This is a genomic window from Azospirillum terrae, from assembly GCF_053470425.1.
Map to the genome: position 1 here is coordinate 259236 of NZ_JBPXMR010000005.1, position 22359 is coordinate 281594.

The window sequence follows — 22359 nt, forward strand, 5'->3', positions numbered from 1 at the left end:
TCCATGGCCAGCACCACCAGCGCGGACGGCAAGGGTGGGCTCGACATCGTCGGGCGGCTCAACCAGATGGGCAATCGCACCAACCTCATGGTGATCGACGCCACGCTCGGCGCCCTGCCCGGGGATGAGCAGGACTACGCCGAGGCCGCGGCGGAGATCCGCGCGCTGTCGCGCCGCATGATGCAGGCCGCCAAGGATTTCCAGGCCACCATCGAGCCGGTGCCCGCCGAGTAGGGCGGGGCACCGCTCCACCGCGAACTAACCGTCGATCCCGGCCAGTTCGCAGACCCGCGCCCATTCGGCGTCGGTGACCGGGCAGACGGACAGGCGCGACTGGCGCACCAGCGCCATGCCGGCCAGCTGTGGGTCGGCCTTGATCTGCTTCAAGGTGACCGGGGTCATCACCGGCATCACCGGCGCCACGTCCACCATGCCGAACCGGCCGCTCTCGTCGGAGGGATCGGGGTAGTACTCACGCGCGATCTCGACCACGCCCACCACCTCCATCCCCTCGTTGGAATGGTAGAAGAAGGCGCGGTCGCCGACGCGCATGGCCTTCAGGTTGTTGGCCGCCTGATGGTTGCGCACGCCGTCCCAATGGGTGCGGCCATCGGCGACCATGCGGTCCCAGGCATACTTGGTCGGCTCGGACTTCAGAAGCCAGCGGACCATGCGCGCCGCCCCCCTCAGGCCTTGGGGAAGACGCGGCGCCAGGCGCGGATCTCGACCTTCTCGAACAGGCCGGCCTTGGCGTAGGGGTCGTTGGCGGCGAAGTCCTCGGCCGCGGCCTTGTCGGCGCACTCGATGACCAGCAGGCTGCCGACCATCCCGTTGCCATCGTCGCTCAGCAACGGCCCGGCGGCGAAGATGCGGTCCTTGTGGGCTTCCAGATAGTCGAGGTGCGCGTTGCGGTTGGACGCGCGCACGTCGGCAGCACCGGCCTTGTCGGTGCAGTGGAACATGAACAGCATGCGGAAAACCCTCCCGTTTCTTTGACCGCCCGGACCGTAGCGCAACCACGGCCGGGCGTCAGGGGGATTTATCAGGGAGCCTTGGCGGCCTCGGCGGCGAAGGCCGCGGCGGGGAGCGCCAGATTGGCCTTGGGCGAGGCGCCGACGTTGATGCCGATCACCTCCCACCGGCCGTCGCGCCGGGCCAGGATCGGGCCGCCGCTGGTGCCGCGCGTCGCCGAGCAGTCGTGCAGCATCATCGGCGCGCCGTTCGGGAAGTTGCCCCAGCCAAGAATCGTGCAGGCAAGATCGGCCATCAACTGGTGCGAACGGTCCTGGTTGAAGCCGCCCAGCGCCAAGGGCGTGCCGGCCGGCAGCGGCTTGGCGGCCAGCGGCAGCACCGGCTCCGTCACCTTCGGCGCGGGCGCCAGGGTCAGCAGCGCCCAGTCCACATGGGCGTTGTCGGGCGACAGCATGCCGCGGTTCTTGCGCCCGTCGAAGGCGGGATCGGAGGCGTAGCGCTCGACGGTCACATGGGTGCGGTAGTCGCCGTGGCTGTAACCGAACAGCACGTGCAGCGACGAGGCCGGCAGCATCGCCTGGGTGCGCGGGTTGAAAAGGCAGTGCGCCGCCGTCAGCACCAGCCGCGGCGCGATCAGCGCGCCGGTGCAGCGCGTGCCCAGGTTGGTCTGCACCTTGCCGACCGAGCGCCAGGGGTCCTGCGCCACGTCCACGGGCACCCGGCGGTCGGTGGCGCCCAGGCCCGGCAGTTCGGCCGGGTTCTCCCACGCCGCCAGCGCCGGGGCAGCCCCCAGCAGTGCCAGCCCAAGCAGACTTAAGATGGGCAGCGCCGCCTTCACACCGCCTCCTCGCGGAACGGCCGCGCCAGCAGGCCCTGGATGGTGTCGTCCACGCTGGCGCCGCGGTTGAGGATGGCGTCCACCGCGGCGCAGATCGGCATCTCGACGCCCAGCCGGTCGGCCAGCGCCACCACCGCGCGGGCGGTGTAGACGCCCTCCGCCACCGAGCGGCGCTCGCCCAGCACCTCGTCCAGCGTGCGGCCCTCGCCCAGCGCCGCGCCCAGCGACATGTTGCGCGATTGCAGGCTGGAGCAGGTCAGCGTCAGATCGCCCAGCCCCGACAGCCCCATCAGCGTCTCCGGCCGCGCGCCGAGCCGCAGCCCGAGCCGGGTGATCTCCGCCAGTCCGCGGGTGATTAGCGCGGCGCGCGCGTTGTCGCCCAGCTTGCGCCCGGCCACCACGCCGCAGGCGATGGCCAGCACGTTCTTCACCGCCCCGCCGACCTGCGCGCCGACTACGTCGTCGGTGAGGTAGGGGCGGAACGTCCGGCTGCCCAGCGCCTCGGCCAGCGCCGCGCCGATGCCGTGGTTCTTGCAGGCGAGCGTCACCGCGGTGGGCAGGCCGCGCGCCACCTCGGCCGCGAACGTCGGACCGGACAGGATGGCGACCGGCGTGCCGGCCGGCAGCGCCGCCTCGACCGCCTCGCACATCAGCGCGCTCGTGTCGATCTCGATGCCCTTGGCGCAGATGACCGCCGGTGCGCCGGGCTTGAGGTGCGGCGCCAGCTTGGCGCAGGCCGAGCGCAGATGCTGCGCCGGGGTGACCAGCAGCAACGCGTCGCAGGCCCCCAGGTCGCCCAGGTCGGCGGTGGCCGTCAACGCCGCGGGCAACTCCACGCCGGGCAGATAGTCGCGGTTCTCGCGGTCGCGCCGGATGGCCTCCACCACCGCCGGCTCGCGCGCCCACAGCAGCGTCTCGCGCCCTGCGCGCAACGCCGCCAGCGCCAGCGCCGTGCCCCAGGCGCCGCCGCCGACGACGCCGATTCGGTGGAAGGTGGTGGGTCGTTCGTCCGCCATGTATCCCCTTGGTACTTTCTTGGTTATGCCTTCACCCCCGCCCCCACGTCCGGCCGGCCGATGGCCGGCTTGGCGGTGGGATCGAGGGGCCAGCGCGGGCGCGGCGCGAAGTCCAGGCTGTCGGTCTGGCCCAGCCGCAGGCGCTCGATGCCCGCCCAGGCGATCATCGCCGCGTTGTCGGTGCACAGCCGCAGCGGCGGCGCCACGAAGGGCATGCCCTCCCCCGCCGCAAGCTCCGACAGCCGCGCCCGCAGCGCCTTGTTGGCCGCCACGCCGCCGGCCACCACCAGCGCCCCGCCCTGCGGGTGCGCCTGCTTGAACAGGCGGATGGCGCGCTTGCAGCGGTCGGCCATCACGTCGGCCACCGCGCGCTGGAACGCCGCCGCCAGATCGGCGCGGTCCGCCGGGGTCAGCGGCTTGGGCAGCCCCTCGGCCACGCGGCGCACCGCCGCCTTCAGCCCGGAGAACGAGAAGTCGCAGCCCGGCCGGCCCAGCATCGGGCGCGGCAGTTCGAACCGGCCGGGATCGGTCGCCTCGGCCGCCGCGATCTCCACCTGCGGGCCGCCGGGGTAGCCGAGGCCGATGAGCTTGGCGGTCTTGTCGAACGCCTCGCCGACCGCGTCGTCGATGGTGGTGCCCAGGCGCCGGTAGCGCCCCGCTCCCTCCACCACCAGCAACTGGCAGTGCCCGCCGGACACCAGCAGCAGCAAGTAGGGGAACGCCACGTCGTCGGTCAGCCGCGCCGTCAGCGCATGCCCCTCCAGATGGTTGACGGCGACGAAGGGCAGCTTGCGCGCCGCGGCGATGGCCTTGGCGGTCATCACGCCGACGATGACGCCGCCGATCAGCCCCGGCCCGCCGGTCGCGGCAATCGCATCGAGGTCGGACAGCCCCACCCCCGCCTCGTCCAGCGCGCGGCGGATCAGGCCATCGAGGTGCTCCAAATGGGCGCGCGCCGCCACTTCCGGCACCACGCCGCCGTACGGCGTGTGGTCGGCGATCTGGGAGAGCACGACGTCGGCGCGGATCTCCCGCGCGTCGGTGACGATGGCCGCCGCCGTCTCGTCGCAGCTCGTTTCGATTCCAAGGACGATCATGGCCGCCAACCTAGCCGTTGCGCCCGTGTCGGTATAGGGTCTTCCGCCATGAACAGGGCCCCATGAACAGAGACACCCCCGACAACGACGCGGCGATCCGCTATTACGACAGCGACTACCCGTCGCTGGAGATCGGCGAACCGCTGGCCGAGCACGTGGTGCAGCTGGAGCGCATGGGCATCCTCGGCGACGTCGGCTTCTACAAGGAGCTGGCGGCCCGGATATTGGCTCAGGGGGGCGGTCCGGTGCTGGAGGTCGGCTGCGGCACCGGGCGCCTGACCATCCCGCTGGCCCGGCTGGGGATGGAGGTGTGGGCGGTGGACGTGTCGGCGGGCATGCTGGCCCAGCTCCGCGCCAAGCTGGCCCGCGAGGAGCCCGCCGTGCAGGCGCGCGTGCGCGTCGTCCAGCAGGACGCGGCGTGCCTCGCCCTGCCCGAGCGCGGGTTCGCGCTGGCGCTGCTGCCGTTTAACACGCTGATGCTGATCCCCGACCCGGACGAGGAGCGGGCTGCGCTGGCAGCCATCGCCGCCCACATGGCGCCGGGCGCCACGCTGGCGTTCGATGTGATGAACCCGCCGACGCTGACTCTGGAGGCCGACCGCACTCCGGCGCCGACCGAACCGCGCACCGCGCCGGACACCGGCAACCGCTACGTCCGCTACGGCATGAACACCGGGCTCGACACCCGCCAGCGCCAGCTCGTCTGCGGCTGGTACGACGAGCTGTTGCCGGGCGGCACGGTGCACAGCAGCGACTTCGCCTTCCACTGGCGCATGATCTTCCACGCCGAGCTGGAGCCGATGCTGCGCGAAGCCGGATTTACGCCCGACACGCTGACCGGCGATTTCGAGGGCACCGTCTGGACGCCGTACAGCCGGCGCATGGTGGTGACGGCGCGCCGCGACTGATTTCGGTCAAGGCGCCGACGGCGGGGGTTTGCAAAGTGCGGGGAACGGCATAGAAACGGACCCATGACAACTCCGCTCCGCATCGGCACGCGCGGCAGCCCCTTGGCGCTGGCGCAGGCCCACGAGACCCGCGACCGCCTGGCCGCGGCTCACCCGCATCTGGCGTCCCCGGACGCTATCGAGATCGTGGTCATCAAGACCACCGGCGACCAGATCCTCGACCGCACGCTGGCCGAGGCCGGCGGCAAGGGCCTGTTCACCAAGGAACTGGAAGACGCCCTGCTCGGCAACCGCGTCGATTTGGCCGTGCACTCCATGAAGGACGTGCCGACCTGGCTGCCGGACGGGCTGGAGATCTCCACCCTGCTGCCGCGCGAGGACCCGCGCGACGCGTTCTTCTCGCGCACCGGCGACGGGCTGGACACGCTGCCCGCCGGGTCGGTGGTCGGCACCGCCGGGTTGCGCCGGCAGGCGCAGGTTCTCGAACGCCGGCCGGACCTGAAGGTCGTGCCGCTGCGCGGCAACGTGCAGACGCGCCTGAAGAAGCTGGACGCCGGCGAGGTGGACGCCACGCTGCTGGCGCTGGCCGGGCTGCGCCGCCTGGGCCTGACCGAGCGCATCACCGCGATCCTCGAACCCGAGACCATGCTGCCCGCCGTGGCGCAGGGCGCCATCGGCATCGAGATCCGCAGCAGCGACGACAAGACCCGCGCGCTGCTCGGCCCGCTGCACTGCGCCGAAACGGCGGCCCGCGTGACGGCGGAGCGGGCGCTGCTCGCCATGCTCGACGGCTCGTGCCGCACGCCCATCGCGGCGCTGGCGGTGCTGGACGGCGACACTCTCACGTTCAAGACCAAGGTGCTGTCGCCGGACGGCCGGCAGGTGTTCACGGCGCACCGCACGGGCAAGGCGGCGGACGCCGCCGCACTCGGCGCCGACGCCGGGGCGGAGATCAAGGCGCAACTGCCGCCGGACTTCTTCCTGCCGTGAGCGGAGGGGCTTTACGGCTCCTCATCACGCGGCCGGCGGAGGACGCCGAGCCGCTGGCCGGGCGTCTGCGCGCGCTCGGCCACGCCGCGCTGATCGAGCCGATGCTGGACATGGTCTGGCTGGACGGCCCGGCGCCGGATCTGGAAGACGTACAGGCCCTCCTTTTCACCAGCGCGAATGGCGTACGGGCCTTCGTTCGACGTACGGCACGGCGCGACCGCCCCGCTTATGCGGTCGGCGACGCCACCGCCCGCGCCGCGCGCGAAGCCGGATTTGCGTCCGTGGCGAGCGCGCAGGGCGACGTGTACGCGTTGGCCGCGCTGGTGGGCGAACGGTGCCGCCCGGAGGCCGGGGTGCTGCTTCATGTCGCAGGCACCACGGTGGCCGGCGACCTGTCGGGACTGTTGGGCGCCAAGGGCTTTGATGTACGTCGGGAGGCCATGTACGAGGCCCGCCCCTCTGCCGTTCTGGGGGGTGCGACGGCGGCCGGACTGGCCAAAAGTGAGATAGACGCCGTACTGATTTTTTCTCCCCGTACGGCGCGTTCGTTTGTTAGGTTGGTACGGGAGGCCGGGCTGCTCGACCGCTGTCGTACAGTCGATGTGCTCTGCCTCAGTCCGGCGGTTGCGGAGGCCGCCCGTACGTGTGACGCGGAACAGGTTCCGTGGCGAAGCGTACAGGTCGCCGAACGGCCGGAACAGGACAGCCTGCTCGCTCTGCTGCCGGGTCGGGGCCGCGGCGGGGCTTAAGGGCAGGCTTACAAGAGCCGGTCGGGTCCATCGGGCCACGGCCGTACACGGCGTTCCGCAGGGACGACGCTGCCCAGGTTTCGAGGAAACGCGTCGCCCACAACCAAAAATCGCGACCAAGAAGGCTTTCATGACCTCTCGCCCAGGCTCCGATCAGCCCGAGACGGACCCGAACGCCCAGCCGGCTTCGGACTCCTCCGCCACCCCCGGCGCCTCCGCCGTGGAGCGCCTCATCGAGCGCTTCGGCGGCATCCGCCCCATGGCTCACAAGCTCGACACGCCGGTGACCACGGTGCAGGGCTGGAAGAAGCGCGGCGCCATTCCGCTGTCGCGCCACGCCGACCTGCGCGCCGCCGCCGCCAAGCACGACGTCACGCTCGACGAAGCCGACCTGGAGGCCGCGACCCCGGCCGAGGACCGGCACACCACCGACGACAAGCCGGCCGATGCGGACACCATCGTCGCCGCGTCCGACGTGCCGCCCGCCGGTGAGCCGGTGGTCGAGCCGGTTACGGTCGAAGCCGCCCCCGAGCCGCGGCCCGAACCGCCGGTGATCGAACACCGCGAGACGGTCCACACCCCGCCCCCGGTGGTCGAGCGCCGCTCCGGCGCCGGTTTCGCCACCGCCGTGTCGCTGCTGGCGCTGCTGGTCGGCGCCGCCGCGCTGAGCGAGCCGTGGTGGTCGCCGCGCGTGCCGGGCTGGCCGAAGCCGCCCGCCGCCACGACGACGGCCGTCGCGCCGGTCGCCGATCCGGGCCTGAGTGCCCAGGTTCAGCAGTTGAACGACCGCATCGCCAAGCTGGAACAGCGCCCCGCCGCCTCCGGCAACGGCAGCGCCGCCGCGTCCGCCGACCTGTCGGCGCTCACCGCGCGCCTCGACGCGCTGGAGAAGCGGCCCGCCCCGGCTCCGGTTGCCGCTGCGCCCTCCGTCGATCCGGCGGTGGTCAAGGGCCTGTCCGACCGCCTCGCGGCGCTGGAGAGCAAGCCGGCGGCCGACCCGACGCTCGGCCAGGACGTGACGGCGCTCAAGCAGCAGGTCTCCACGCTGGCCCAGCAGGCTACCGCCAAGCAGGACACGGCGGCCAGCGCCGAGGCGCTGGTGCTCGCCGCCGGGCAGTTGCGCAGCGCCTTGTCGGGCAGCGGCCCGTTCCAGGGCGAGCTTCAGGCCGTCAAGGCGCTGGGCAGCAGCGACGCCCAACTCAATCAGGCGCTCGACTCCATCGCGCCGTACGCCGGCAAGGGCATCCCGACGCAGGCGCAGCTTGCCGACCGGCTCGACCGGCAGGCCGGCGACATCGTCCGCGCCGCGCTCAAGGGCGAGGGCGGCAACTGGATCAAGGAGGTGACCGGCACGCTGTCGACGCTGGTGACCGTGCGCCGCCAGGGCGGCGACGTGGTCGGCGACACGCCCGAGGCCGCCGTCGCCCGCGCCCAGGCCGCGCTGAACGACGGCAACCTGAAGGGCGCGGTGGACGAGATGTCCACGCTCCAGGGTCCCGCCGCACAGGCCGCAAGCGGCTGGCTTGCCGATGCCAAGGCACGTCTGGCTGCCAACACCGCCGGGCAGCAGCTCACCGGGCGCTCCATCGCGCTGATGTCGGCGGCGTCTGGCGGGAAGGTGTCGCAATGATCCGCGCCATCTGGTTCCTCATCAAGGTCGCGATCCTCGTCGCGATCGCCATCTGGCTCGCCGAGCATCCCGGCAGTGTCGCCGTCACGTGGCAGGGCTACGTCGTCGAGACGAGCTTCGCCATGATGGTGCTGGTCGCGGTCGGCGCGCTGGGCGCCGCGGCGCTGCTCTACCGGTTCTGGCGCGCCATCGTCGGCGCCCCGCGCAGCCTGCGGAACCACAGCCGCTCGCGGCGGCGGGAGAAGGGCTACCGAGCGCTCACCCAGGGCATGGTCGCGGTCGCCGCCGGCGACCCGGTCACCGCCCGCAAGATGGCGCGCAAGGCCGACGGCCTGCTGAACGAGCCGCCGCTCACCATGCTGCTGTCGGCGCAGGCCGCCCAGCTGCAGGGCGACGACAAGGCCGCCGGCGAGTATTTCCACGCCATGCTGGAGCGGCCGGAGACGGCGTTCCTCGGCCTGCGCGGCCTGCTCACGCAGTCGATGAAGACCGGCGACCGGGTGGAGGCGTTGAGCCTCGCCCGCCGGGCGCACAAGCTGCAACCCAACACCCCCTGGGTGCTGGCGACGCTGTATGACCTGGAGGCGCGCTCGGGCGACTGGGCGGCGGCGGAAGGCACGCTGCAATCGGCCGTGCAGGCCGGCGCCATCCCGGCCGAGGAGGGCCGCCATCGCCGCGCCGCGCTGCTGCTGGAACGCAGCTTCGAGGCGGAGCGGCGCGGGCGGAGCGACTCAGCGCTTTACCATGCGCAGTCAGCGCACGATCTGCTGCCGGGCTTCGTGCCGGCGGCGGCGCGTCTGGCCCGGCTGCTGCTGGCCGCCGGCCGGCAGAAGCCGGCCTCCAAGACGGTCGAGCGCGCGTGGCGGCAGCATCCGGCGCAGGAACTGGCGGACGTCTACCGCGAGATTCTCTCCGGCTACGACCCGCTGACCCGCCTCAAGCTGTTCGAGAAGCTGGCGGCGCAGAAGCCCGGCAACGTCGAGGGCCATCTGGCCGTCGCCCGCGCCGCGCTGGACGCCGAGCTGTGGGGGGAGGCGCGCAGCCACCTCATGAAGGCGCTGGAGGTGCAGCCGTCGCGCCGCGTCTACCATCTGCTGGCCGACCTGGAACGCTCCGAGCACGGCAGCGAGGAAGCGGCGCGCGGCTGGCTGGTCCAGGCGGCGTCCGCGGCGCCCGACCCGGCATGGACCTGCCGCAGCTGCGGTGCGGTCAGCCAGGAATGGGCCGGCCTGTGCGGCAACTGCAACGCCTTCGACACGCTGGAGTGGAAGACGCCGCGGGTGTCGCTGCATCTGGCACCGCCGGAACCGGCGGCGACGGTCACCGCGCTCCCGCCCATGGCGGTCGAAGCGGCCCGCTAGCCCCCTTCCGCAAAAAGGCCCCTTCCCGATGGGAAGGGGCCTTTTTCTTGTGGAGCTGCCGCCGGGCTCAACCGCCTTCGACAGTCATCCGCGTGCCATCCAGGACCGCGTCGTCCAGGGTGGCGCCGGTGCGGTTGACGCCGGTCAGGTCGGCGTTGGTCAGGTCGCAGCCGGTCAGGTTGGCCTCGGCCAGCGAGGCACCCGCCAAGCGCGCGCGCACCATCGACGCCCGCATGACCTGATGCGTCGCCGAGATCGCCAGCGGCGACAGGTTGGCGCCGTCCAGTTGGCAGTCGATCAGCACCGCGCGGTTCAGCGTAGCCCCGCGCAAGTCGGCGCCGCGCAGGTCGGCCGAGCGCAGGTCGGCGCCGTCGAGGTGCGCGGCCTGGAGCTGGGCACCACGCAGGTTGGCCTTGCGCATCTGCACCTTGGTGCCGCGCGCCAGCGTCAGCACTGCGCCCGACAGGTTGGCGCCGGACAGGTTTATCCCGCTCAGGTCGAGCTGCCGCCCCACCTTGCCGCTGGAGCCCAGCCACAGCAGGTGCTGGCGCAGCATCTCGTCCAGCGCCTCGGGCTCGGTGGGAGGCGGGGTGTCGTCCTCGTTCTCGACGGGGAGCGGCGGCAGCGCCTTGATCGCTGTGGCCTCGGCGTCGGTGCGGGCGGTGGCGATCAGATCCAGCTCGTTCAGGAAGGCGCCGTCCAGGCTGGCGCCGCGCAGATCGGCCCCGGTCAGGTTGGCGCCGTGCATGTCGGCGCCGACGAAGTTGCAGTCGCGCAGGTCCACGCGCTCCAGCCGGGCGCCGCTCAGCGTCGCGTTGGTGAAGTCGGCGGCGCGCGCGAAGCTGCCGGTCAGCTTGGCCCGCGCCATGTCGGTGTTGACCAGACGCGCCGCGGTCAGGTCCGCCGGGCCGGGGTGGAAGCCGACCACCATCTTCTCGCCGATGCTGTTCCTGTTGACGGTGCCGCCGTCGCGCAGGTCCACCTCGACCATGGCGGCACCTTCCATGTTGACGGCGCGCACGTTGGCGCCGCGCAGGTCGGTGCGGAACAGCCGCGCGCCGCGCAGGTCGGCGCCGCGCAGGTCCGCCCCGAACAGGTCGGCGTGGTCCAGCACCGTGCGGTTCAAATTGGCCCTGCACAGGACGGCGCCGGCCAGATATGCGCCGGTCAGGTTGCGCCCGGACAGGTCCAGCCCGCTCAGGTCGAAGAACGGCAGGTTGGCCCGCGATCCGCCGGGCCGGCCCTCGATGAATCGCACATGCCGCTCGCAGACGCGGTCGAGCTGCTCCTGCGTCAGGTGGATGCGGGTGTTGATGTGGCCGTCGTATGCCATGGCGGATCAGGCGAACAGCGCGTCGATGTCGTTCTGCGAGATCGGCGCCCCGCCGGCCGCCGGCTCTTCCGCGGGGGGCGGCTCGGGCGGGGGTGGCGGCGGGGGCGACTTCTTCGCTGCGGACTTCGTCTTCGGTTGCGGGGCTGGTTCGGGGGCTGGCTCTGGGGCCGGCGCGGTGTCGGGGACGCTCTCGGCGCGGGAGAGCACCTGCGGGTTCTCGGTCGCCATGTTGTCGAACAGCGCGTCGATGTCGTTCTGGCTGACCCCCTGCCCCTCCAGCTGCGGGCCATTGAGCAGGTGCGCGTCGGGGCGGTCGTCGTTGAGCTTGCGGTGCGCCGCCGCCACGTCCGGCACGGCGCCGCTGCCCGTGCGGTCGACGCCCCACACCTCGATCAGCGCGTTCACCCGCTCCTCGATGTAGCGCAGCGTGTTGATGACCTTGGTGGTGCGCTGGCCGGTGATGTCCTGGAACGAGCACGCGGTCATGATCTCGATGCACTGCATCTCGATGCCGTTGGCCAGCTCGGCCCAATCCGGGTCGTCGCGCGGAATGCGGATGGTGAATTCCTGGATGGCGTCGGAGGCGTCGAGGATCTCGGTGGTCGCGCGCTCGGTCGCCTGGACGATGGCGTCCAACTCGGCGGTGGCGGCGAGAATCGGGTCGTTGCCGCCGTCGGCGGGGCGCAGCGCGGCCATGTCGTCGCGCGCCTGATCGACGAACGCGTGCAGCGCGCTCAGTTCCTCCTGGATGCGGGCGAGCTGGCCCTCGGCGGCGGGTGCGGCGGCCCGCTGCGCCGGCGCGAAGTCACCGGCGGCCAAGCGCTGGACCTGCTGCTCCAGCAGGCCGGCGACGTGGTGGAACTCGTCCACCGCCACCAGCCGCGTGCGGCGGTCGCGCATGCGCAGGAAAGCACGGCCGCGCGAGGTCTGCGACAGCGCTTCTTCCATCTTCAGGTAGTCCTGCTCGGTCAATTCGAGCAGCGAGTCATCGGGCATTCCCGGCTCCGGAACGGACGGGGGGTGTGCGGATCGGGCACTGCGGGTAACCTTAACCGTTCGGCCATTCCGCGTAAAGGCGCGCACCGCCGCAGTCTGGGTGCCACACCCGAGTCGTGGGCGAATCTCCCAATTTTCACACGGACCCGTTCGGCAACGACGGTAAGGTCGGAGCCATGCGACAGCGTTTCCAACTCCCCGCACCACGCACGCCGGAGAACGGCACCGGCACCGCGCCGGGTCCGTCGCGCTCGCTGCGGCGGCACCTGATGGCGCTGGTGCTGGCCGCACTGCTGCCGATGCTGCTGCTGGCCGGCTTTCTGGTCACGCGCAACGCGTTGGACCAGCGCGCGGCGGCCGAGAGCAGTCTGCGCGAGACGGCGCGCGCCCTGGTGCTGGCGCTGGACGCCGACCTCACGGGCATCGTCAACGCGCTGGAGGGCGCGGCGCTGGCCAGCGGCTTTGCCGGCGACGACCCGGCCCGCTTCCAGGCCGCCGCCGCGATGCTCCAGCAGACGCACCCGTTCTGGCAGTCGGTGTTCCTGGCCGACGCCTGGGGCACGCCGATCATGGACACCGCCGCGCGCCACGGCCAGCCGCCGCCGGCCTTCACCGAAACGGTGCGTCAGGCGATCATCAAGGCGAAGCCGGCGGTCTCGCCGATCATCTCCGACTCGGCCAGTTCCAATTCGGCCAGCCCCAATTCGGCCAGCAAGCCGCCCCTGGTGGCGGTGGCGGTGCCGCTGGTCCGCTTCGGCGTGGTCAACGGCGTGGTCGGGGCCGTGCTGCACGCCGAGCGCTGGAGCCGGCTCCTCGCCGACCAGCAGGTGCCGGACGGCTGGGTCGGCGCGATCGTCGACCAGAACAACATCGCCGTCGCCCGCGCCCGCAACCCCGAAGCCTATGTCGCGCGACCCTCGCCCGACTGGTATGGCGCCGCGACCAGCGCCGCCGACGAGGGGCTGGTCACCGGCCGCGCGGTGCAGGGCCACATGATCACCATCGCCTTCCGGCGCTCCGCCGTCGCCGGCTGGACGTTGGGCTTCGCGGCGCCCGAGGCGGCGCTGGTCGAGCCGCTGTACCGCAATCTGGCGCTGATGCTGCTGCCCGGCGCCGGGCTGGTCGCCGTGGCGGTGCTGCTGGCGTTGCGCGCCGGCCGCCGCATCGCCGAACCGATCCGCGCGCTGGCCCGGGCCGCCAGGGCGCTGGAGGACGACCGCCCGGTGCCGCCACTCGCCCGCTGCGGGGTGCGGGAGGTGGACGAGCTGGCCGCCGCCATCGCCAACGCTGGCGGACGCCTGCACGAGGCCGGCGCCGAGCGCGCCTTCCTGCTGGCCGAGGAGGCGCGCCGACGCCGCGAGGCGGAACTGGCGAACGCGTCGAAATCGCGCTTCCTGGCCGCGGCCAGCCACGATCTGCGCCAGCCGTTCCAGGCCATGCGCCTCTACCACTACCTGCTGGAGGCCGGTCTGGCCGGCGAGCGGGCGCACGACGCGCACCGCCAGCTCGGCACCGCCATGCAGTCGGGCGAGATGCTGCTGAACGCGCTGCTCGACGTCTCGACGCTCGAGGCCGGGACGGTGCGGCCGCAGGTCTCCGACCTGCCCATCCGCGACCTGCTCGACGCCAAGCTGACCGAGCTGCGCCCCCTGGCCGAGGCCAAGGGGCTGACGGTGCACCAGCGCCCCTGCGCCGCCATGGTGCGCAGCGACCCGCTGCTGCTCGGCCGCATCGTCGGCAATCTGCTGGCGAACGCCGTGCGCTACACCCAGGCCGGCGGCATCCTGGTGGCCTGCCGCACGCGCGGCTCGCAGCTGCGCATCGAGGTGTGGGACACCGGCATCGGCATCGCGCAAGACAAGATCGAGGCGATCTTCGAGGATTTCTATCAGGTGGAGAACGCCGCGCGCGACCACCGGCACGGGTTGGGCCTCGGGCTGTCGGTGGTGCAGCGCACCGCCCGGCTGCTCGGGCATCCGCTGACCGTGCGCTCGCGCGTTGGCCGCGGCTCGCTGTTCGCCGTCACCGTGCCGCTGGCGGCCTCCACCGCGCAGCTTCCGCCACCGCGCACGGCCGACCGCGGCCGGGCGCCGGTGCGCGGCCTGCGCATCCTGCTGGTGGAGGACCAGGCCGACCAGCGCGCCGCCCTGCGCCGCATTCTGGAGGATGCCGGCCACGAGGTCGCCTCCGCCGCCGACGGCACCGACGCGCTCGACCTTCTGGCGCGCCTGGAGGCGATGCCGGAGTTCATCGTCACCGACCATCGCCTGCCCGGCCCGCTGACCGGCGCCGATCTGGTCGAGCGGGTGGCGGAGCGGCTGGAGCGCCGCATCCCCTCGGTCATCATCACCGGCGACACCGACCCGGACCGCCTGCGCGAAGCGGCGGCGCGCGGCTTGTGGCTGCTGCACAAGCCCATTGTCCCCGCCGACCTTCTGGAGATCGTCGCCGCGGCGGCGGATGGAGCGGAGAGGTAGTTACGGCTGGCCCGCCCGGCGCCTCGGCACGGCGCGCTCCACCATGCGCTTCGGCGCCGCTTCGGCCTCGCGCCGGGTGACGGCCGAACCCTCGGGACCACCGTGTGCTGCGGCCGCCCGTGCGGCCATCAGCGCGCCGATCCACAAGGGCGGTGCCCAGAAGAACGGCGAGGCGGCGATCAGCAGCGACGCCGGCACCGCCCGGTTCAAGTCGGCCAACAGACGCATGGCGGTCATCGGACCGAGCATCATCAGGCCCGGATTCGGCAACGCGGGGGGCGCCCTGTCCGGCGTCCGTTCAGGCTTGTTCATCGGCGTTTCCTCCCTCTCCCCGGTGGTACATGGCTTCCCCGCCGTGGCGATCAAGCTTGGGCTTGAACGGACGGGCGACCTGTCCCAAATCTGCGGCGCCGGTTGCATGTGAGGTTTTCCATGAGAATGAAGATTGCAGGGGTTCTGGCGGTTTTGGGCGCGCTGGCGGGCGGACCGGGCGCGGCTCCGGCGTGGGCGGCACTGCCGGCGACGGCGAACGGGGCGACGACTATCGCGCCCATGCTGGACCAGGTCACGCCCGCGGTGGTGAACATCGCCGTTCTGTCGCGCGCGCCGCAGGCGGCCGACAACCCGCTGATGCGCGACCCGTTCTTCCGCCGCTTCTTCGGCGATCTTCAGCAGGCGCAGGCCCGCCCGCAGGTGAGCGCGGGGTCGGGCGTCATCGTCGATGCGCAGCGCGGCTACATCATCACCAACCACCACGTCATCGCCAACGCGCAGGAGATCGCCGTCACGCTGAAGGACCGCCGCCGCATCCGCGCCAAGCTGGTCGGCAGCGACGAGGCCACCGACGTGGCGCTGCTGCAGATCCAGGCGGAGCGGCTGACGGCACTGCCCATCGGCGATTCCGACCGGCTGCGCGTCGGCGACTTCGTGGTCGCCATCGGCAACCCGTTCGGGCTGGGGCAGACGGTGACCTCCGGCATCGTCTCGGCGCTGGGGCGCAGCGGGCTGAAGGTCGAGGGGTACGAGGACTTCATCCAGACCGACGCCTCGATCAACCCCGGCAACTCGGGCGGGGCGCTGGTCAGCTTCAACGGCGAGCTGATCGGCATGAACACCGCCATCATCGGCCCGGCCGGCGGCAGCGTCGGCATCGGCTTCGCGGTGCCGACCAACATCATCCGCTCGGTCATGGACCAGCTCATCGAGCACGGCGCGGTGCGCCGCGGCCGGCTGGGCGTCGCCATCCAGGATTTGACGCCGGATCTGGCGGAGACGCTGAACGTCCCCGGCGACCAGGGCGCGGTGATCGCCAAGGTCGAGCCGGGCTCGGCCGCCGACCGCTCCGGCCTGCGCTCCGGCGACGTGGTGACTTCGGTGGACGGGCGGCCGATCCACTCCGGCACCGACCTGCGCAACCGGATCGGGCTTGTCCGCACGGGCACGCCGGTGCAGATCACTTTGCTGCGGGACGGTCAGCAGCGTAGCATCAGCGTCCGCACCGTAAAGTAGCCCGCAACCTGCACGAGCCCATGCCGCCGCGACCGCCGACCTCAGCCCCGCCGCTCTCCCCCGCCGCGCGCCAGCGCGAGGCGGCGAAGATGCTGATGCGTCTGGACGAGCATCTGAAGAAGGCGGCCGAACTGGCGGCCACCGCCCGCGAACAGGTGAGCGTCGGCGGCCTCAACCGCTACCGCCGCTTCACCAAGAAGGTGCGCGACTTCTTCGCGCTGGCGGCGCTGGTGGAGGAGCGGCTGGATCTGCTGCCCGAGGAACTGGGCGTGACGCAGATGGTCACCGCGCTGGACCGCATGCACGCGCGCATGGTGCTGCTGTTCGTCGAGAGCAGCGCCGCGTTCTTCGCCGCCTTCGCCAAGGTGCAGGAGCTGCCCATCGGCACGCACGAGATGTGCGGGCTGGAGCTGCGCGGGCTGCTGGCGATTCGCCAGTTCCTCGACGATTCGCGCTACGACGGCGAGCGCGGCCGGGCGTTGCGCGCCTACGCCGACCGCATCGCCGATCAGATGCGCCGGGTGATGGACCGCGCGCCGCCGCTGCCGGACTTCGGCGACCTGCCGAGCGTCACCGCCAAGGGCGGCTACAGCAAGCCCATCAAGGCGCCGAAGCGCCCGCTGCCGCCCAGGCCCGCGCCGCCGCCGCCCAAGCCGGTGGCGGCACCGCCGCCGCCCCCACCGCCGGTGGCCTTTGAGGAAGAGCCTTTCGGGGAGCCGTACGAGGGAACTCCTGAGGAACCGTTCGAGGAAGCGCACGAGGAACCCAGGCCCACCAAGTCGCCAGCGACCGGCTCGCCGGAAGTCCGCGAGTTGTCGCTGGACGACTTCACGGATTAGCGCCGCCGGCGCGACCCGTCGTCGCTGGTCAGCGCGCCGACCGCGGCGCCACCGGCGCCACCGATCAAGCCGCCCAAGACGGCGCTGCCGCCGGTCAGGCCGCCGATGGCCGCACCACCCGCGGCCCCAACCGCCGCGCCGGTCAGCGCGCGGTTCTCGCGTTGCGACAGATTCGAGCAGCCGGAAACGAGCACCGTTCCCAAAATCACTACGGCAATGGTCTTCAGCATCATCCTACCCATCAATGGCGCGCTGCCGGCGGTTTGTCGGCATCACCCTATTGATTGGGATTCGGACACGCCTTTTGGTGTGACGATTTCGGGGTAGTGCTGCGGAGTGGGGCGGCGCCCCCTCCCCAGCCCTCGGGAGAGGGGGCGCGAAACCCGGCTCAGGGCTTCTTCTTGTTCAGTTGAGGGTCCTCGCCCTTGGAGTGGCGCTTGCCCTCTTCCTCCGCGCGGCGGAGTTCGTTGCCTTCCGGACCGTCGACGGCGTCGCGGGCACGCTGGGCGTCGCCCTGCACGTCGTGGTGCTGCACGTGATCCTGCACGCCCCGACGGTACTGGCGGTCGGCGGTGCGGTTGCCCTCACCTTCGTTGGCGCCTTCGTTGCGGTTTTCGGCCATGGAATCCTCCTGGTTGGTGGCTTTGCATGCCCTCAACCCAATGGCCGCGGCAAAGTTTCCTGCATACGTCGCTCGCGCACCTTCGCCCGCGCCACACTCCTTTGCGGTCTCATAAAATTCTATTCAATCACGCTGCGTTTTATTCCAAATCCCCAGCAAAAAAAGCGAGCGATTGCCGCGCAAATGCGCAGATTTCGCTTTACAAGATAGTAAGTGTCGCACTAGTTTAGTGTCGTAACAAACAAGCCCCATCCAGCGGGCGACACTGCTACCAGGGAGCGCCGGACCATGACCTACACGCCCTTCGCCGACACGCACCACGACCGCCGCCACCGCCGCCCCGAGCAGGCCGTCGCCGGTCATCCCGACATTCCCGTGTACGAGCGCCACGCCGACGCGGTCCACGCGGCCGGTCGCACCAGCGGGATGGCCCGCGCGCTGCACATGGACAAGACCGGGCTGTGGGTGGTGTGCCTGGGCGGCGAACTGGCCGAGATCGGCGGGCGCTGCTACTGGGACACGCTGGGCGACGTGACCGCGGCCGTCAAGCACGCCGGCATCGCGCTGTCCGACCTGACCATCCGCACCGGCTCCCACGCCTGAAATCCGGGCGTCCATACCGGCGGACGACTGCGGCAACACGCCGCAGCATGGCCCGCGTGTACCATTTTGATCCCTTTCCCACCGCCTCGGAAAAGCGCTAGGCAGGTGATGGTGAGGCCGACTGACCATTCGGCGGAAAAGTCTCATTGCGGCGCAGCGTTCAGATGCACTACATTATGAGCCCGGCAAACTATATATGGTGTCGGGTGCGCCCTATGGAGGTGAAGGCCGTATGGGCATAGTCATGCAGGACGTCGACCGGCAACGGACGCTGGAGTATTTCGAGCGGCTTGGGAAAGAGCGCGTGCGGCTGTACACGGCTGTGGACTGCGATCGTTTCCTGGGCGGCTGGCAGGTGCGCGAACTGGCCGAGGAATGGCTGGCCGAGAAGGAGGCGGAGGAACGCTCCGCTCCCTTCTGGCGGCGCATGATGAAGGGGCGCTGAGCGCCCCCTCGCTTCAGATTTCCGAAACGCTGACCGCTTCCGGGCCTTTCTCGCCCTGGCGGAAGGTCAGGCGGACGCGCTGGTTCTCGCTGAGGCTGGACAGGCCCGAGCGCTCCAGCGCCTTGACGTGCACGAACACGTCGCGGCTGCCGCCATCCGGCGCGATGAAGCCGAACCCCTTGGTCTCGTTGAACCACTTCACCGTGCCTTCGGCCTCGGTGGTCGGGCCGGCATCGGCGTCGCGGCGCGGGCCGCCGGGCCGCGGAGCACTGGGGCGCGGACCGCCCGGCCGCGGGCCACGGTCGGCGAAGCGGTCGCCACCGCGATCCGCGAAGCGGTCGCCGCCGCGGTCGCCGAAGCGATCACCACCACGGTCGCCGCCACGATCACCGAAGCGCCCGCCGCGGTCGCCGCCGCGATCCGCAAACCCGCCGCCCCGTTCACCACCGCGATCACCGCGCGGCGGCCGGGCCGGCTTGGCGCTGGAGGTGTCCACGGAGTGCAGCGCGCTCACCTGGTTGCCCTTGCGGCCCTCGACGATGTCGACGACCACCGTGGCGCCGTCCGGCAGCCCGTCGTGGCCGGCGGACTGCACCAGCGCGTTGGGGATCAGCGCGTCGGGCGAGCCGTTGCCGGGCTGGACGAAGCCGAAGCCGCGGACCGGGTCGAACCACTTGACGGTGGCTTCCACGCGCTCCCCCAGGACCTTCGGCTGACGGAAGACGTGACGGGGCGGTTCATCTCTGCTCATGATCTCAGGCCGTGCTTACCAAGGGGGAGGACGCCCCCCTTGTAGCACGGTTCGCCGCGTTCCGCCGCACACGCTTACGGCGATTCCCACAACCGCTCGGGAACCGGCGGCGGTTCGGTGGGCGGCACGGGAATGGGGTCCGGCGGTTCGCCCATGGGCGGGCGCGACGGGTCGCCGGGCACCTCGGGCGGCGTCGGCGACGGACCACCGGGAACCGGCGGCGTCGGCGGGATCGGACCCAGCCTCATCACACCACGCCTCATCAGCCGCCCTCGCCCGAGCCGCGGCCATGCTCGCTCAGCGCCCGTGCCTTGGACAGGCTGTCCATGCATTGCTGCTCGTTGCCGCGCGCGGCGGCGGCGCGGGCGGCGGTCACCAGCGATTCCATCTGTGCGCGCTTCGCCGCGCGGTCCGGCGTGGAGCCGGTCGGCGCGTCGGCCGACGAGCCCGCCCCGGCCCCCGGCGCAGGCGCTACGCGCGGCGCGGTCGGCATCCGCTCCGTGCCGCTGCGCGGCGGGTCGATCACCGCCGTGTCGCCAACGGCCGGCGGCGCCAGCACGCCGCCCGAGCGGCCGAGCTTGTCCGACATGGTTTCACCGGACGGACTGCCACTGTCCGCCGTGCTCCCGGCCGCGGGCGGCGACACCACAGGCGGGCTGCTGCCGGAGAGATTCTCGGCCGCGGCGAAGCGCTCGACCATGTCGCGGCAGGTCTGCTGCGCCGCCGCGGGCGCCGCCGCCAGCGCGGCCACCCCGGCCGCCATCAGCGCGCTGCGAAGAATCCTGGTCATGGTGCGAAGTCCCCTCAAGGCCGCGGTACCTCGGAAACGTCGACGCGGCGCGACGGGTTCCCGTGCCGTTTCATGGGGATCGCCTGTTTAGGCAGCGGAAACGGTGCTGACGAGCACCGGACAAATTCCTTAGGGGGAGACGTCGCCATGTCCCGTGTCATGAACGGATTTGGCTGGCTGGTGCTCACGGCGCTCCTGGTGTTCGCCTTCGGCACCGTTGCCCTGAGCCGTGGCGAGACCATCAACGCGCTGTGGCTGGTGGTGACGGCGCTGTGCGTCTACGCCATCGCCTACCGTTTCTACAGCCTGTACATCGCCAGGAGCGTGCTGCAACTGGATGCCAACCGGCCGACGCCGGCCGTGCTCTACAATGACGGCCTGGATTACGTGCCGACGGACAAGTACGTGCTGTTCGGCCACCACTTCGCCGCCATCGCCGGCGCCGGGCCGCTGGTCGGCCCCGTGCTGGCGGCGCAGATGGGATACTTGCCCGGCACGCTCTGGATTCTGGTCGGCGTGGTGCTGGCCGGAGCGGTGCAGGACTTCGTCGTGCTGTTCGCCTCCACCCGGCGCGACGGGCGCACGCTGGGCGACATGGTGCGCTCCGAAATGGGGCCGGTGGCCGGCGTCATCGCGCTGATCGGCGTCATGCTGATCATGATCATCCTCATCGCCGTGCTGGCGCTGGTGGTGGTCAAGGCGCTGGTCGGCAGCCCGTGGGGCACCTTCACGGTGTTCGCCACCATCCCTATCGCGATCCTGATGGGCCTCTACACCCGCTATATCCGGCCCGGCCGCATCGGCGAGATGTCGGTGATCGGCTTCGTGCTGCTGATGGGCGCCATCATGGGCGGCCAGAGCGTCTCCCTGAGCCCGGCCTGGGCGCCGGCCTTCACCTATACCGGCACGCAGCTGGCGCTGATGATCATCGGCTACGGCTTCGTGGCGTCGGTGCTGCCGGTGTGGCTGCTGCTGGCGCCGCGCGATTACCTGTCCACCTTCCTCAAGGTCGGCACCATCATCGCGCTCGCCATCGGCATCCTGTTCGTGATGCCGGAACTGCGCATGCCGGCGGTGACCCGGTTCATCGACGGCAGCGGCCCGGTGTTCTCCGGCTCGCTGTTCCCGTTCCTGTTCATCACCATCGCCTGCGGCTCGGTGTCGGGGTTCCACGCGCTGATCTCGTCCGGCACCACGCCCAAGATGCTGGAGAACGAAACGCAGGCCCGCCTGATCGGCTATGGCGGCATGCTGACCGAATCGTTCGTGGCGATGATGGCGCTGATCGCCGCCTGCGTGCTCGACCCGGCGGTGTATTTCGCCATGAACAGCCCGGCCGGCCTGATCGGCGCCGACGCGACGCACGCGGCCTCGGTCATCTCCGGCTGGGGCTTCCCGATCACCCCCGACGCGCTGACCGCCATCGCCAAGGACGTCGGCGAGTCCACCATCCTGTCCCGCGCCGGAGGTGCGCCGACCCTGGCCGTGGGCATGGCGCACATCCTGTCCAACGCCATCGGCGGGCAGGCGCTGATGGCGTTCTGGTACCACTTCGCCATCCTGTTCGAGGCGCTGTTCATCCTGACCACGGTGGACGCCGGCACCCGCGTGCTGCGCTTCATGATCCAGGATCTGGCGGGCATGGCCATGCCCTTCATGCGCCAGACCCAGTCCTGGGCCGCCAACCTGATCGCCACCTCGCTGGCGGTGGGGTCGTGGGGGTATTTCCTGTACCAGGGCGTCGTCGATCCGCTGGGCGGCATCAACACGCTGTGGCCGCTGTTCGGCATTTCCAACCAGATGCTGGCGGCCATCGCGCTGATCCTGTGCACGGTGGTGCTGTTCAAGATGAAGCGCCAGAGCCACGCCTGGGTGACCATCCTGCCGACCGTGTGGCTGCTGGTCTGCACGCTGACCGCCGGCTGGCAGAAGCTGTTCCACCCCGACGTCAAGATCGGGTTCCTGTCGCACGCCCAACTCTTCGCCGACGCGGCGGCCGGCGGGAAGATCCTCGCCCCGGCCAAGACCATGGAGGAGATGCAGCGCGTCATCGTCAACGACTACGTGGACGCGACGCTGACCGGCCTGTTCATCCTGGTGGTGCTGGCGATGGTGGTCTACGGCGTGATCTGGATTCGCCGGGGGCTGGCGAACCCGAACGTCACCGCGCACGAGGTGGGCGTCGGGGTGCGCGCCACCGCGACCGGCCGTCCGCTGGCAGCGGAGTGACGGCCATGCAGCAAGCTTACGACCTGTTGCTGCGCATGCAGCGCACCGCCCGGCTGATGGTGGGCGTGCCGGACTATGACTCCTACGTGGCGCACCGCCGGACCACCCACCCGGACGAGCCGGTCATGACCTATGAGGAGTTCTTCCGCGACTGCCAGGACCGCCGTTATCGCAGCGGGAAGGTGGGGTGCTGCTGAGCGTTGT

General features: G+C 71.3%; 26 protein-coding genes. 13 read left to right on the forward strand and 13 right to left on the reverse strand.

Annotated elements, in window-relative coordinates; translation table 11 throughout:
* The first annotated feature begins 3 nt into the window (after positions 1–3).
* Positions 4–234, forward strand: a complete 231-nt coding sequence (locus tag ACSVDD_RS15810) for a hypothetical protein (protein WP_448190325.1) — start codon at positions 4–6, stop codon at positions 232–234.
* A gap of 24 nt (positions 235–258) precedes the next feature.
* Here ACSVDD_RS15810 and ACSVDD_RS15815 read toward each other — a convergent pair whose 3' ends face one another.
* From ACSVDD_RS15815 to tsaD, 5 genes are all read right to left on the reverse strand, one after another.
* Complete coding sequence (locus ACSVDD_RS15815; protein ID WP_448190326.1) at positions 259–672, reverse strand: EVE domain-containing protein; 414 nt, start codon at positions 670–672, stop codon at positions 259–261.
* A gap of 14 nt (positions 673–686) precedes the next feature.
* The gene (locus ACSVDD_RS15820) at positions 687–971 is read right to left on the reverse strand and encodes a YciI family protein (protein ID WP_448190327.1); all 285 of its coding nucleotides are present in this window, start codon (positions 969–971) and stop codon (positions 687–689) included.
* Positions 972–1042: 71 nt separating this feature from the next.
* Positions 1043–1810: a trypsin-like serine peptidase gene (locus ACSVDD_RS15825; protein WP_448190328.1), complete on the reverse strand. Its 768-nt coding sequence runs from the start codon at positions 1808–1810 to the stop codon at positions 1043–1045.
* On the reverse strand, positions 1807–2826 hold the full coding sequence (locus ACSVDD_RS15830) for an NAD(P)H-dependent glycerol-3-phosphate dehydrogenase (RefSeq protein ID WP_448190329.1): 1020 nt from the start codon (positions 2824–2826) through the stop codon (positions 1807–1809). The genes ACSVDD_RS15825 and ACSVDD_RS15830 overlap by 4 nt, the downstream gene beginning before the upstream one ends.
* A gap of 23 nt (positions 2827–2849) precedes the next feature.
* Positions 2850–3923: a tRNA (adenosine(37)-N6)-threonylcarbamoyltransferase complex transferase subunit TsaD gene (tsaD, locus tag ACSVDD_RS15835; RefSeq protein WP_448190330.1), complete on the reverse strand. Its 1074-nt coding sequence runs from the start codon at positions 3921–3923 to the stop codon at positions 2850–2852.
* A 62-nt stretch (positions 3924–3985) separates the two neighbouring features.
* Here tsaD and ACSVDD_RS15840 point away from each other — a divergent pair, with 62 nt between their 5' ends.
* The 5 genes from ACSVDD_RS15840 to ACSVDD_RS15860 all read left to right on the forward strand — a co-directional run bounded on the left by ACSVDD_RS15840 (position 3986) and on the right by ACSVDD_RS15860 (position 9561).
* Complete coding sequence (locus ACSVDD_RS15840; RefSeq protein ID WP_448190331.1) at positions 3986–4831, forward strand: class I SAM-dependent methyltransferase; 846 nt, start codon at positions 3986–3988, stop codon at positions 4829–4831.
* Between the two features lie 63 nt (positions 4832–4894).
* Positions 4895–5821, forward strand: a complete 927-nt coding sequence (gene hemC / locus ACSVDD_RS15845; protein WP_448190332.1) for a hydroxymethylbilane synthase — start codon at positions 4895–4897, stop codon at positions 5819–5821.
* Complete coding sequence (locus ACSVDD_RS15850) at positions 5818–6570, forward strand: uroporphyrinogen-III synthase (RefSeq protein WP_448190333.1); 753 nt, start codon at positions 5818–5820, stop codon at positions 6568–6570. The genes hemC and ACSVDD_RS15850 overlap by 4 nt, the downstream gene beginning before the upstream one ends.
* A gap of 130 nt (positions 6571–6700) precedes the next feature.
* Positions 6701–8200, forward strand: coding sequence for a COG4223 family protein (locus tag ACSVDD_RS15855; protein WP_448190334.1), 1500 nt, complete (start codon positions 6701–6703; stop codon positions 8198–8200).
* Complete coding sequence (locus tag ACSVDD_RS15860) at positions 8197–9561, forward strand: heme biosynthesis protein HemY (protein WP_448190335.1); 1365 nt, start codon at positions 8197–8199, stop codon at positions 9559–9561. The genes ACSVDD_RS15855 and ACSVDD_RS15860 overlap by 4 nt, the downstream gene beginning before the upstream one ends.
* 67 nt (positions 9562–9628) lie before the next feature.
* On the opposite strand, the gene ACSVDD_RS15865 is transcribed toward ACSVDD_RS15860, so the two are convergent.
* Complete coding sequence (locus ACSVDD_RS15865; RefSeq protein ID WP_448190336.1) at positions 9629–10894, reverse strand: pentapeptide repeat-containing protein; 1266 nt, start codon at positions 10892–10894, stop codon at positions 9629–9631.
* A 6-nt stretch (positions 10895–10900) separates the two neighbouring features.
* Positions 10901–11890 carry a protein phosphatase CheZ gene (locus tag ACSVDD_RS15870; RefSeq protein ID WP_448190337.1) on the reverse strand — a complete coding sequence of 330 codons (990 nt, stop codon included), beginning with the start codon at positions 11888–11890 and terminating at the stop codon, positions 10901–10903.
* A gap of 176 nt (positions 11891–12066) precedes the next feature.
* Between ACSVDD_RS15870 and ACSVDD_RS15875 the strand changes: the two genes are divergently transcribed.
* Complete coding sequence (locus tag ACSVDD_RS15875; protein WP_448190338.1) at positions 12067–14367, forward strand: hybrid sensor histidine kinase/response regulator; 2301 nt, start codon at positions 12067–12069, stop codon at positions 14365–14367.
* On the opposite strand, the gene ACSVDD_RS15880 is transcribed toward ACSVDD_RS15875, so the two are convergent.
* Positions 14368–14679, reverse strand: coding sequence for a hypothetical protein (locus ACSVDD_RS15880; protein WP_448190339.1), 312 nt, complete (start codon positions 14677–14679; stop codon positions 14368–14370).
* A 120-nt stretch (positions 14680–14799) separates the two neighbouring features.
* On the opposite strand from ACSVDD_RS15880, the gene ACSVDD_RS15885 reads away from it, so the two are divergent.
* Entirely contained in the window at positions 14800–15876 is a 1077-nt protein-coding gene (locus ACSVDD_RS15885; RefSeq protein ID WP_448190340.1) for a Do family serine endopeptidase, read from the forward strand.
* A gap of 20 nt (positions 15877–15896) precedes the next feature.
* Positions 15897–16715, forward strand: coding sequence for a hypothetical protein (locus ACSVDD_RS15890; protein ID WP_448190341.1), 819 nt, complete (start codon positions 15897–15899; stop codon positions 16713–16715).
* On the opposite strand, the gene ACSVDD_RS15895 is transcribed toward ACSVDD_RS15890, so the two are convergent.
* Together ACSVDD_RS15895 and ACSVDD_RS15900 are read right to left on the reverse strand one after the other, a co-directional pair.
* Positions 16712–16945, reverse strand: a complete 234-nt coding sequence (locus ACSVDD_RS15895; RefSeq protein WP_448190342.1) for a YMGG-like glycine zipper-containing protein — start codon at positions 16943–16945, stop codon at positions 16712–16714. The genes ACSVDD_RS15890 and ACSVDD_RS15895 overlap by 4 nt on opposite strands.
* Before the next feature lie 158 nt (positions 16946–17103).
* A complete protein-coding gene (locus ACSVDD_RS15900) occupies positions 17104–17337 on the reverse strand; it encodes a hypothetical protein (RefSeq protein WP_448190343.1) in 234 nt (77 codons plus the stop codon).
* A gap of 288 nt (positions 17338–17625) precedes the next feature.
* On the opposite strand from ACSVDD_RS15900, the gene ACSVDD_RS15905 reads away from it, so the two are divergent.
* Positions 17626–17940: a hypothetical protein gene (locus tag ACSVDD_RS15905; protein WP_448190344.1), complete on the forward strand. Its 315-nt coding sequence runs from the start codon at positions 17626–17628 to the stop codon at positions 17938–17940.
* Positions 17941–18172: 232 nt separating this feature from the next.
* Entirely contained in the window at positions 18173–18385 is a 213-nt protein-coding gene (locus tag ACSVDD_RS15910; RefSeq protein ID WP_448190345.1) for a hypothetical protein, read from the forward strand.
* A 13-nt stretch (positions 18386–18398) separates the two neighbouring features.
* On the opposite strand, the gene ACSVDD_RS15915 is transcribed toward ACSVDD_RS15910, so the two are convergent.
* The 3 genes from ACSVDD_RS15915 to ACSVDD_RS15925 all read right to left on the reverse strand — a co-directional run bounded on the left by ACSVDD_RS15915 (position 18399) and on the right by ACSVDD_RS15925 (position 19926).
* The gene (locus ACSVDD_RS15915; RefSeq protein WP_448190346.1) at positions 18399–19136 is read right to left on the reverse strand and encodes a cold-shock protein; all 738 of its coding nucleotides are present in this window, start codon (positions 19134–19136) and stop codon (positions 18399–18401) included.
* A 74-nt stretch (positions 19137–19210) separates the two neighbouring features.
* Complete coding sequence (locus tag ACSVDD_RS15920) at positions 19211–19384, reverse strand: hypothetical protein (RefSeq protein ID WP_448190347.1); 174 nt, start codon at positions 19382–19384, stop codon at positions 19211–19213.
* 14 nt (positions 19385–19398) lie between these two features.
* A complete protein-coding gene (locus ACSVDD_RS15925; protein ID WP_448190348.1) occupies positions 19399–19926 on the reverse strand; it encodes a hypothetical protein in 528 nt (175 codons plus the stop codon).
* A gap of 147 nt (positions 19927–20073) precedes the next feature.
* Here ACSVDD_RS15925 and ACSVDD_RS15930 point away from each other — a divergent pair, with 147 nt between their 5' ends.
* Together ACSVDD_RS15930 and ACSVDD_RS15935 are read left to right on the forward strand one after the other, a co-directional pair.
* Complete coding sequence (locus ACSVDD_RS15930) at positions 20074–22155, forward strand: carbon starvation CstA family protein (RefSeq protein ID WP_448190349.1); 2082 nt, start codon at positions 20074–20076, stop codon at positions 22153–22155.
* Between the two features lie 5 nt (positions 22156–22160).
* Entirely contained in the window at positions 22161–22352 is a 192-nt protein-coding gene (locus ACSVDD_RS15935) for a YbdD/YjiX family protein (RefSeq protein ID WP_448190350.1), read from the forward strand.
* Positions 22353–22359: the final 7 nt, after the last annotated feature.

What these genes read in the sequence shown, in the direction of transcription:
- ACSVDD_RS15810 (WP_448190325.1), top strand. Translation starts at nt 4, where the DNA reads ATGGCCAGCACCACCAGCGCGGACGGCAAGGGTGGGCTCGACATCGTC.
- ACSVDD_RS15815 (WP_448190326.1), bottom strand. Translation starts at nt 672, where the DNA reads ATGGTCCGCTGGCTTCTGAAGTCCGAGCCGACCAAGTATGCCTGGGAC.
- ACSVDD_RS15820 (WP_448190327.1), bottom strand. Translation starts at nt 971, where the DNA reads ATGCTGTTCATGTTCCACTGCACCGACAAGGCCGGTGCTGCCGACGTG.
- ACSVDD_RS15830 (WP_448190329.1), bottom strand. Translation starts at nt 2,826, where the DNA reads ATGGCGGACGAACGACCCACCACCTTCCACCGAATCGGCGTCGTCGGC.
- tsaD (WP_448190330.1), bottom strand. Translation starts at nt 3,923, where the DNA reads ATGATCGTCCTTGGAATCGAAACGAGCTGCGACGAGACGGCGGCGGCC.
- ACSVDD_RS15840 (WP_448190331.1), top strand. Translation starts at nt 3,986, where the DNA reads ATGAACAGAGACACCCCCGACAACGACGCGGCGATCCGCTATTACGAC.
- hemC (WP_448190332.1), top strand. Translation starts at nt 4,895, where the DNA reads ATGACAACTCCGCTCCGCATCGGCACGCGCGGCAGCCCCTTGGCGCTG.
- ACSVDD_RS15855 (WP_448190334.1), top strand. Translation starts at nt 6,701, where the DNA reads ATGACCTCTCGCCCAGGCTCCGATCAGCCCGAGACGGACCCGAACGCC.
- ACSVDD_RS15860 (WP_448190335.1), top strand. Translation starts at nt 8,197, where the DNA reads ATGATCCGCGCCATCTGGTTCCTCATCAAGGTCGCGATCCTCGTCGCG.
- ACSVDD_RS15865 (WP_448190336.1), bottom strand. Translation starts at nt 10,894, where the DNA reads ATGGCATACGACGGCCACATCAACACCCGCATCCACCTGACGCAGGAG.
- ACSVDD_RS15870 (WP_448190337.1), bottom strand. Translation starts at nt 11,890, where the DNA reads ATGCCCGATGACTCGCTGCTCGAATTGACCGAGCAGGACTACCTGAAG.
- ACSVDD_RS15875 (WP_448190338.1), top strand. Translation starts at nt 12,067, where the DNA reads ATGCGACAGCGTTTCCAACTCCCCGCACCACGCACGCCGGAGAACGGC.
- ACSVDD_RS15880 (WP_448190339.1), bottom strand. Translation starts at nt 14,679, where the DNA reads ATGAACAAGCCTGAACGGACGCCGGACAGGGCGCCCCCCGCGTTGCCG.
- ACSVDD_RS15885 (WP_448190340.1), top strand. Translation starts at nt 14,800, where the DNA reads ATGAGAATGAAGATTGCAGGGGTTCTGGCGGTTTTGGGCGCGCTGGCG.
- ACSVDD_RS15890 (WP_448190341.1), top strand. Translation starts at nt 15,897, where the DNA reads ATGCCGCCGCGACCGCCGACCTCAGCCCCGCCGCTCTCCCCCGCCGCG.
- ACSVDD_RS15895 (WP_448190342.1), bottom strand. Translation starts at nt 16,945, where the DNA reads ATGCTGAAGACCATTGCCGTAGTGATTTTGGGAACGGTGCTCGTTTCC.
- ACSVDD_RS15900 (WP_448190343.1), bottom strand. Translation starts at nt 17,337, where the DNA reads ATGGCCGAAAACCGCAACGAAGGCGCCAACGAAGGTGAGGGCAACCGC.
- ACSVDD_RS15905 (WP_448190344.1), top strand. Translation starts at nt 17,626, where the DNA reads ATGACCTACACGCCCTTCGCCGACACGCACCACGACCGCCGCCACCGC.
- ACSVDD_RS15910 (WP_448190345.1), top strand. Translation starts at nt 18,173, where the DNA reads ATGGGCATAGTCATGCAGGACGTCGACCGGCAACGGACGCTGGAGTAT.
- ACSVDD_RS15915 (WP_448190346.1), bottom strand. Translation starts at nt 19,136, where the DNA reads ATGAGCAGAGATGAACCGCCCCGTCACGTCTTCCGTCAGCCGAAGGTC.
- ACSVDD_RS15920 (WP_448190347.1), bottom strand. Translation starts at nt 19,384, where the DNA reads ATGAGGCTGGGTCCGATCCCGCCGACGCCGCCGGTTCCCGGTGGTCCG.
- ACSVDD_RS15925 (WP_448190348.1), bottom strand. Translation starts at nt 19,926, where the DNA reads ATGACCAGGATTCTTCGCAGCGCGCTGATGGCGGCCGGGGTGGCCGCG.
- ACSVDD_RS15930 (WP_448190349.1), top strand. Translation starts at nt 20,074, where the DNA reads ATGTCCCGTGTCATGAACGGATTTGGCTGGCTGGTGCTCACGGCGCTC.
- ACSVDD_RS15935 (WP_448190350.1), top strand. Translation starts at nt 22,161, where the DNA reads ATGCAGCAAGCTTACGACCTGTTGCTGCGCATGCAGCGCACCGCCCGG.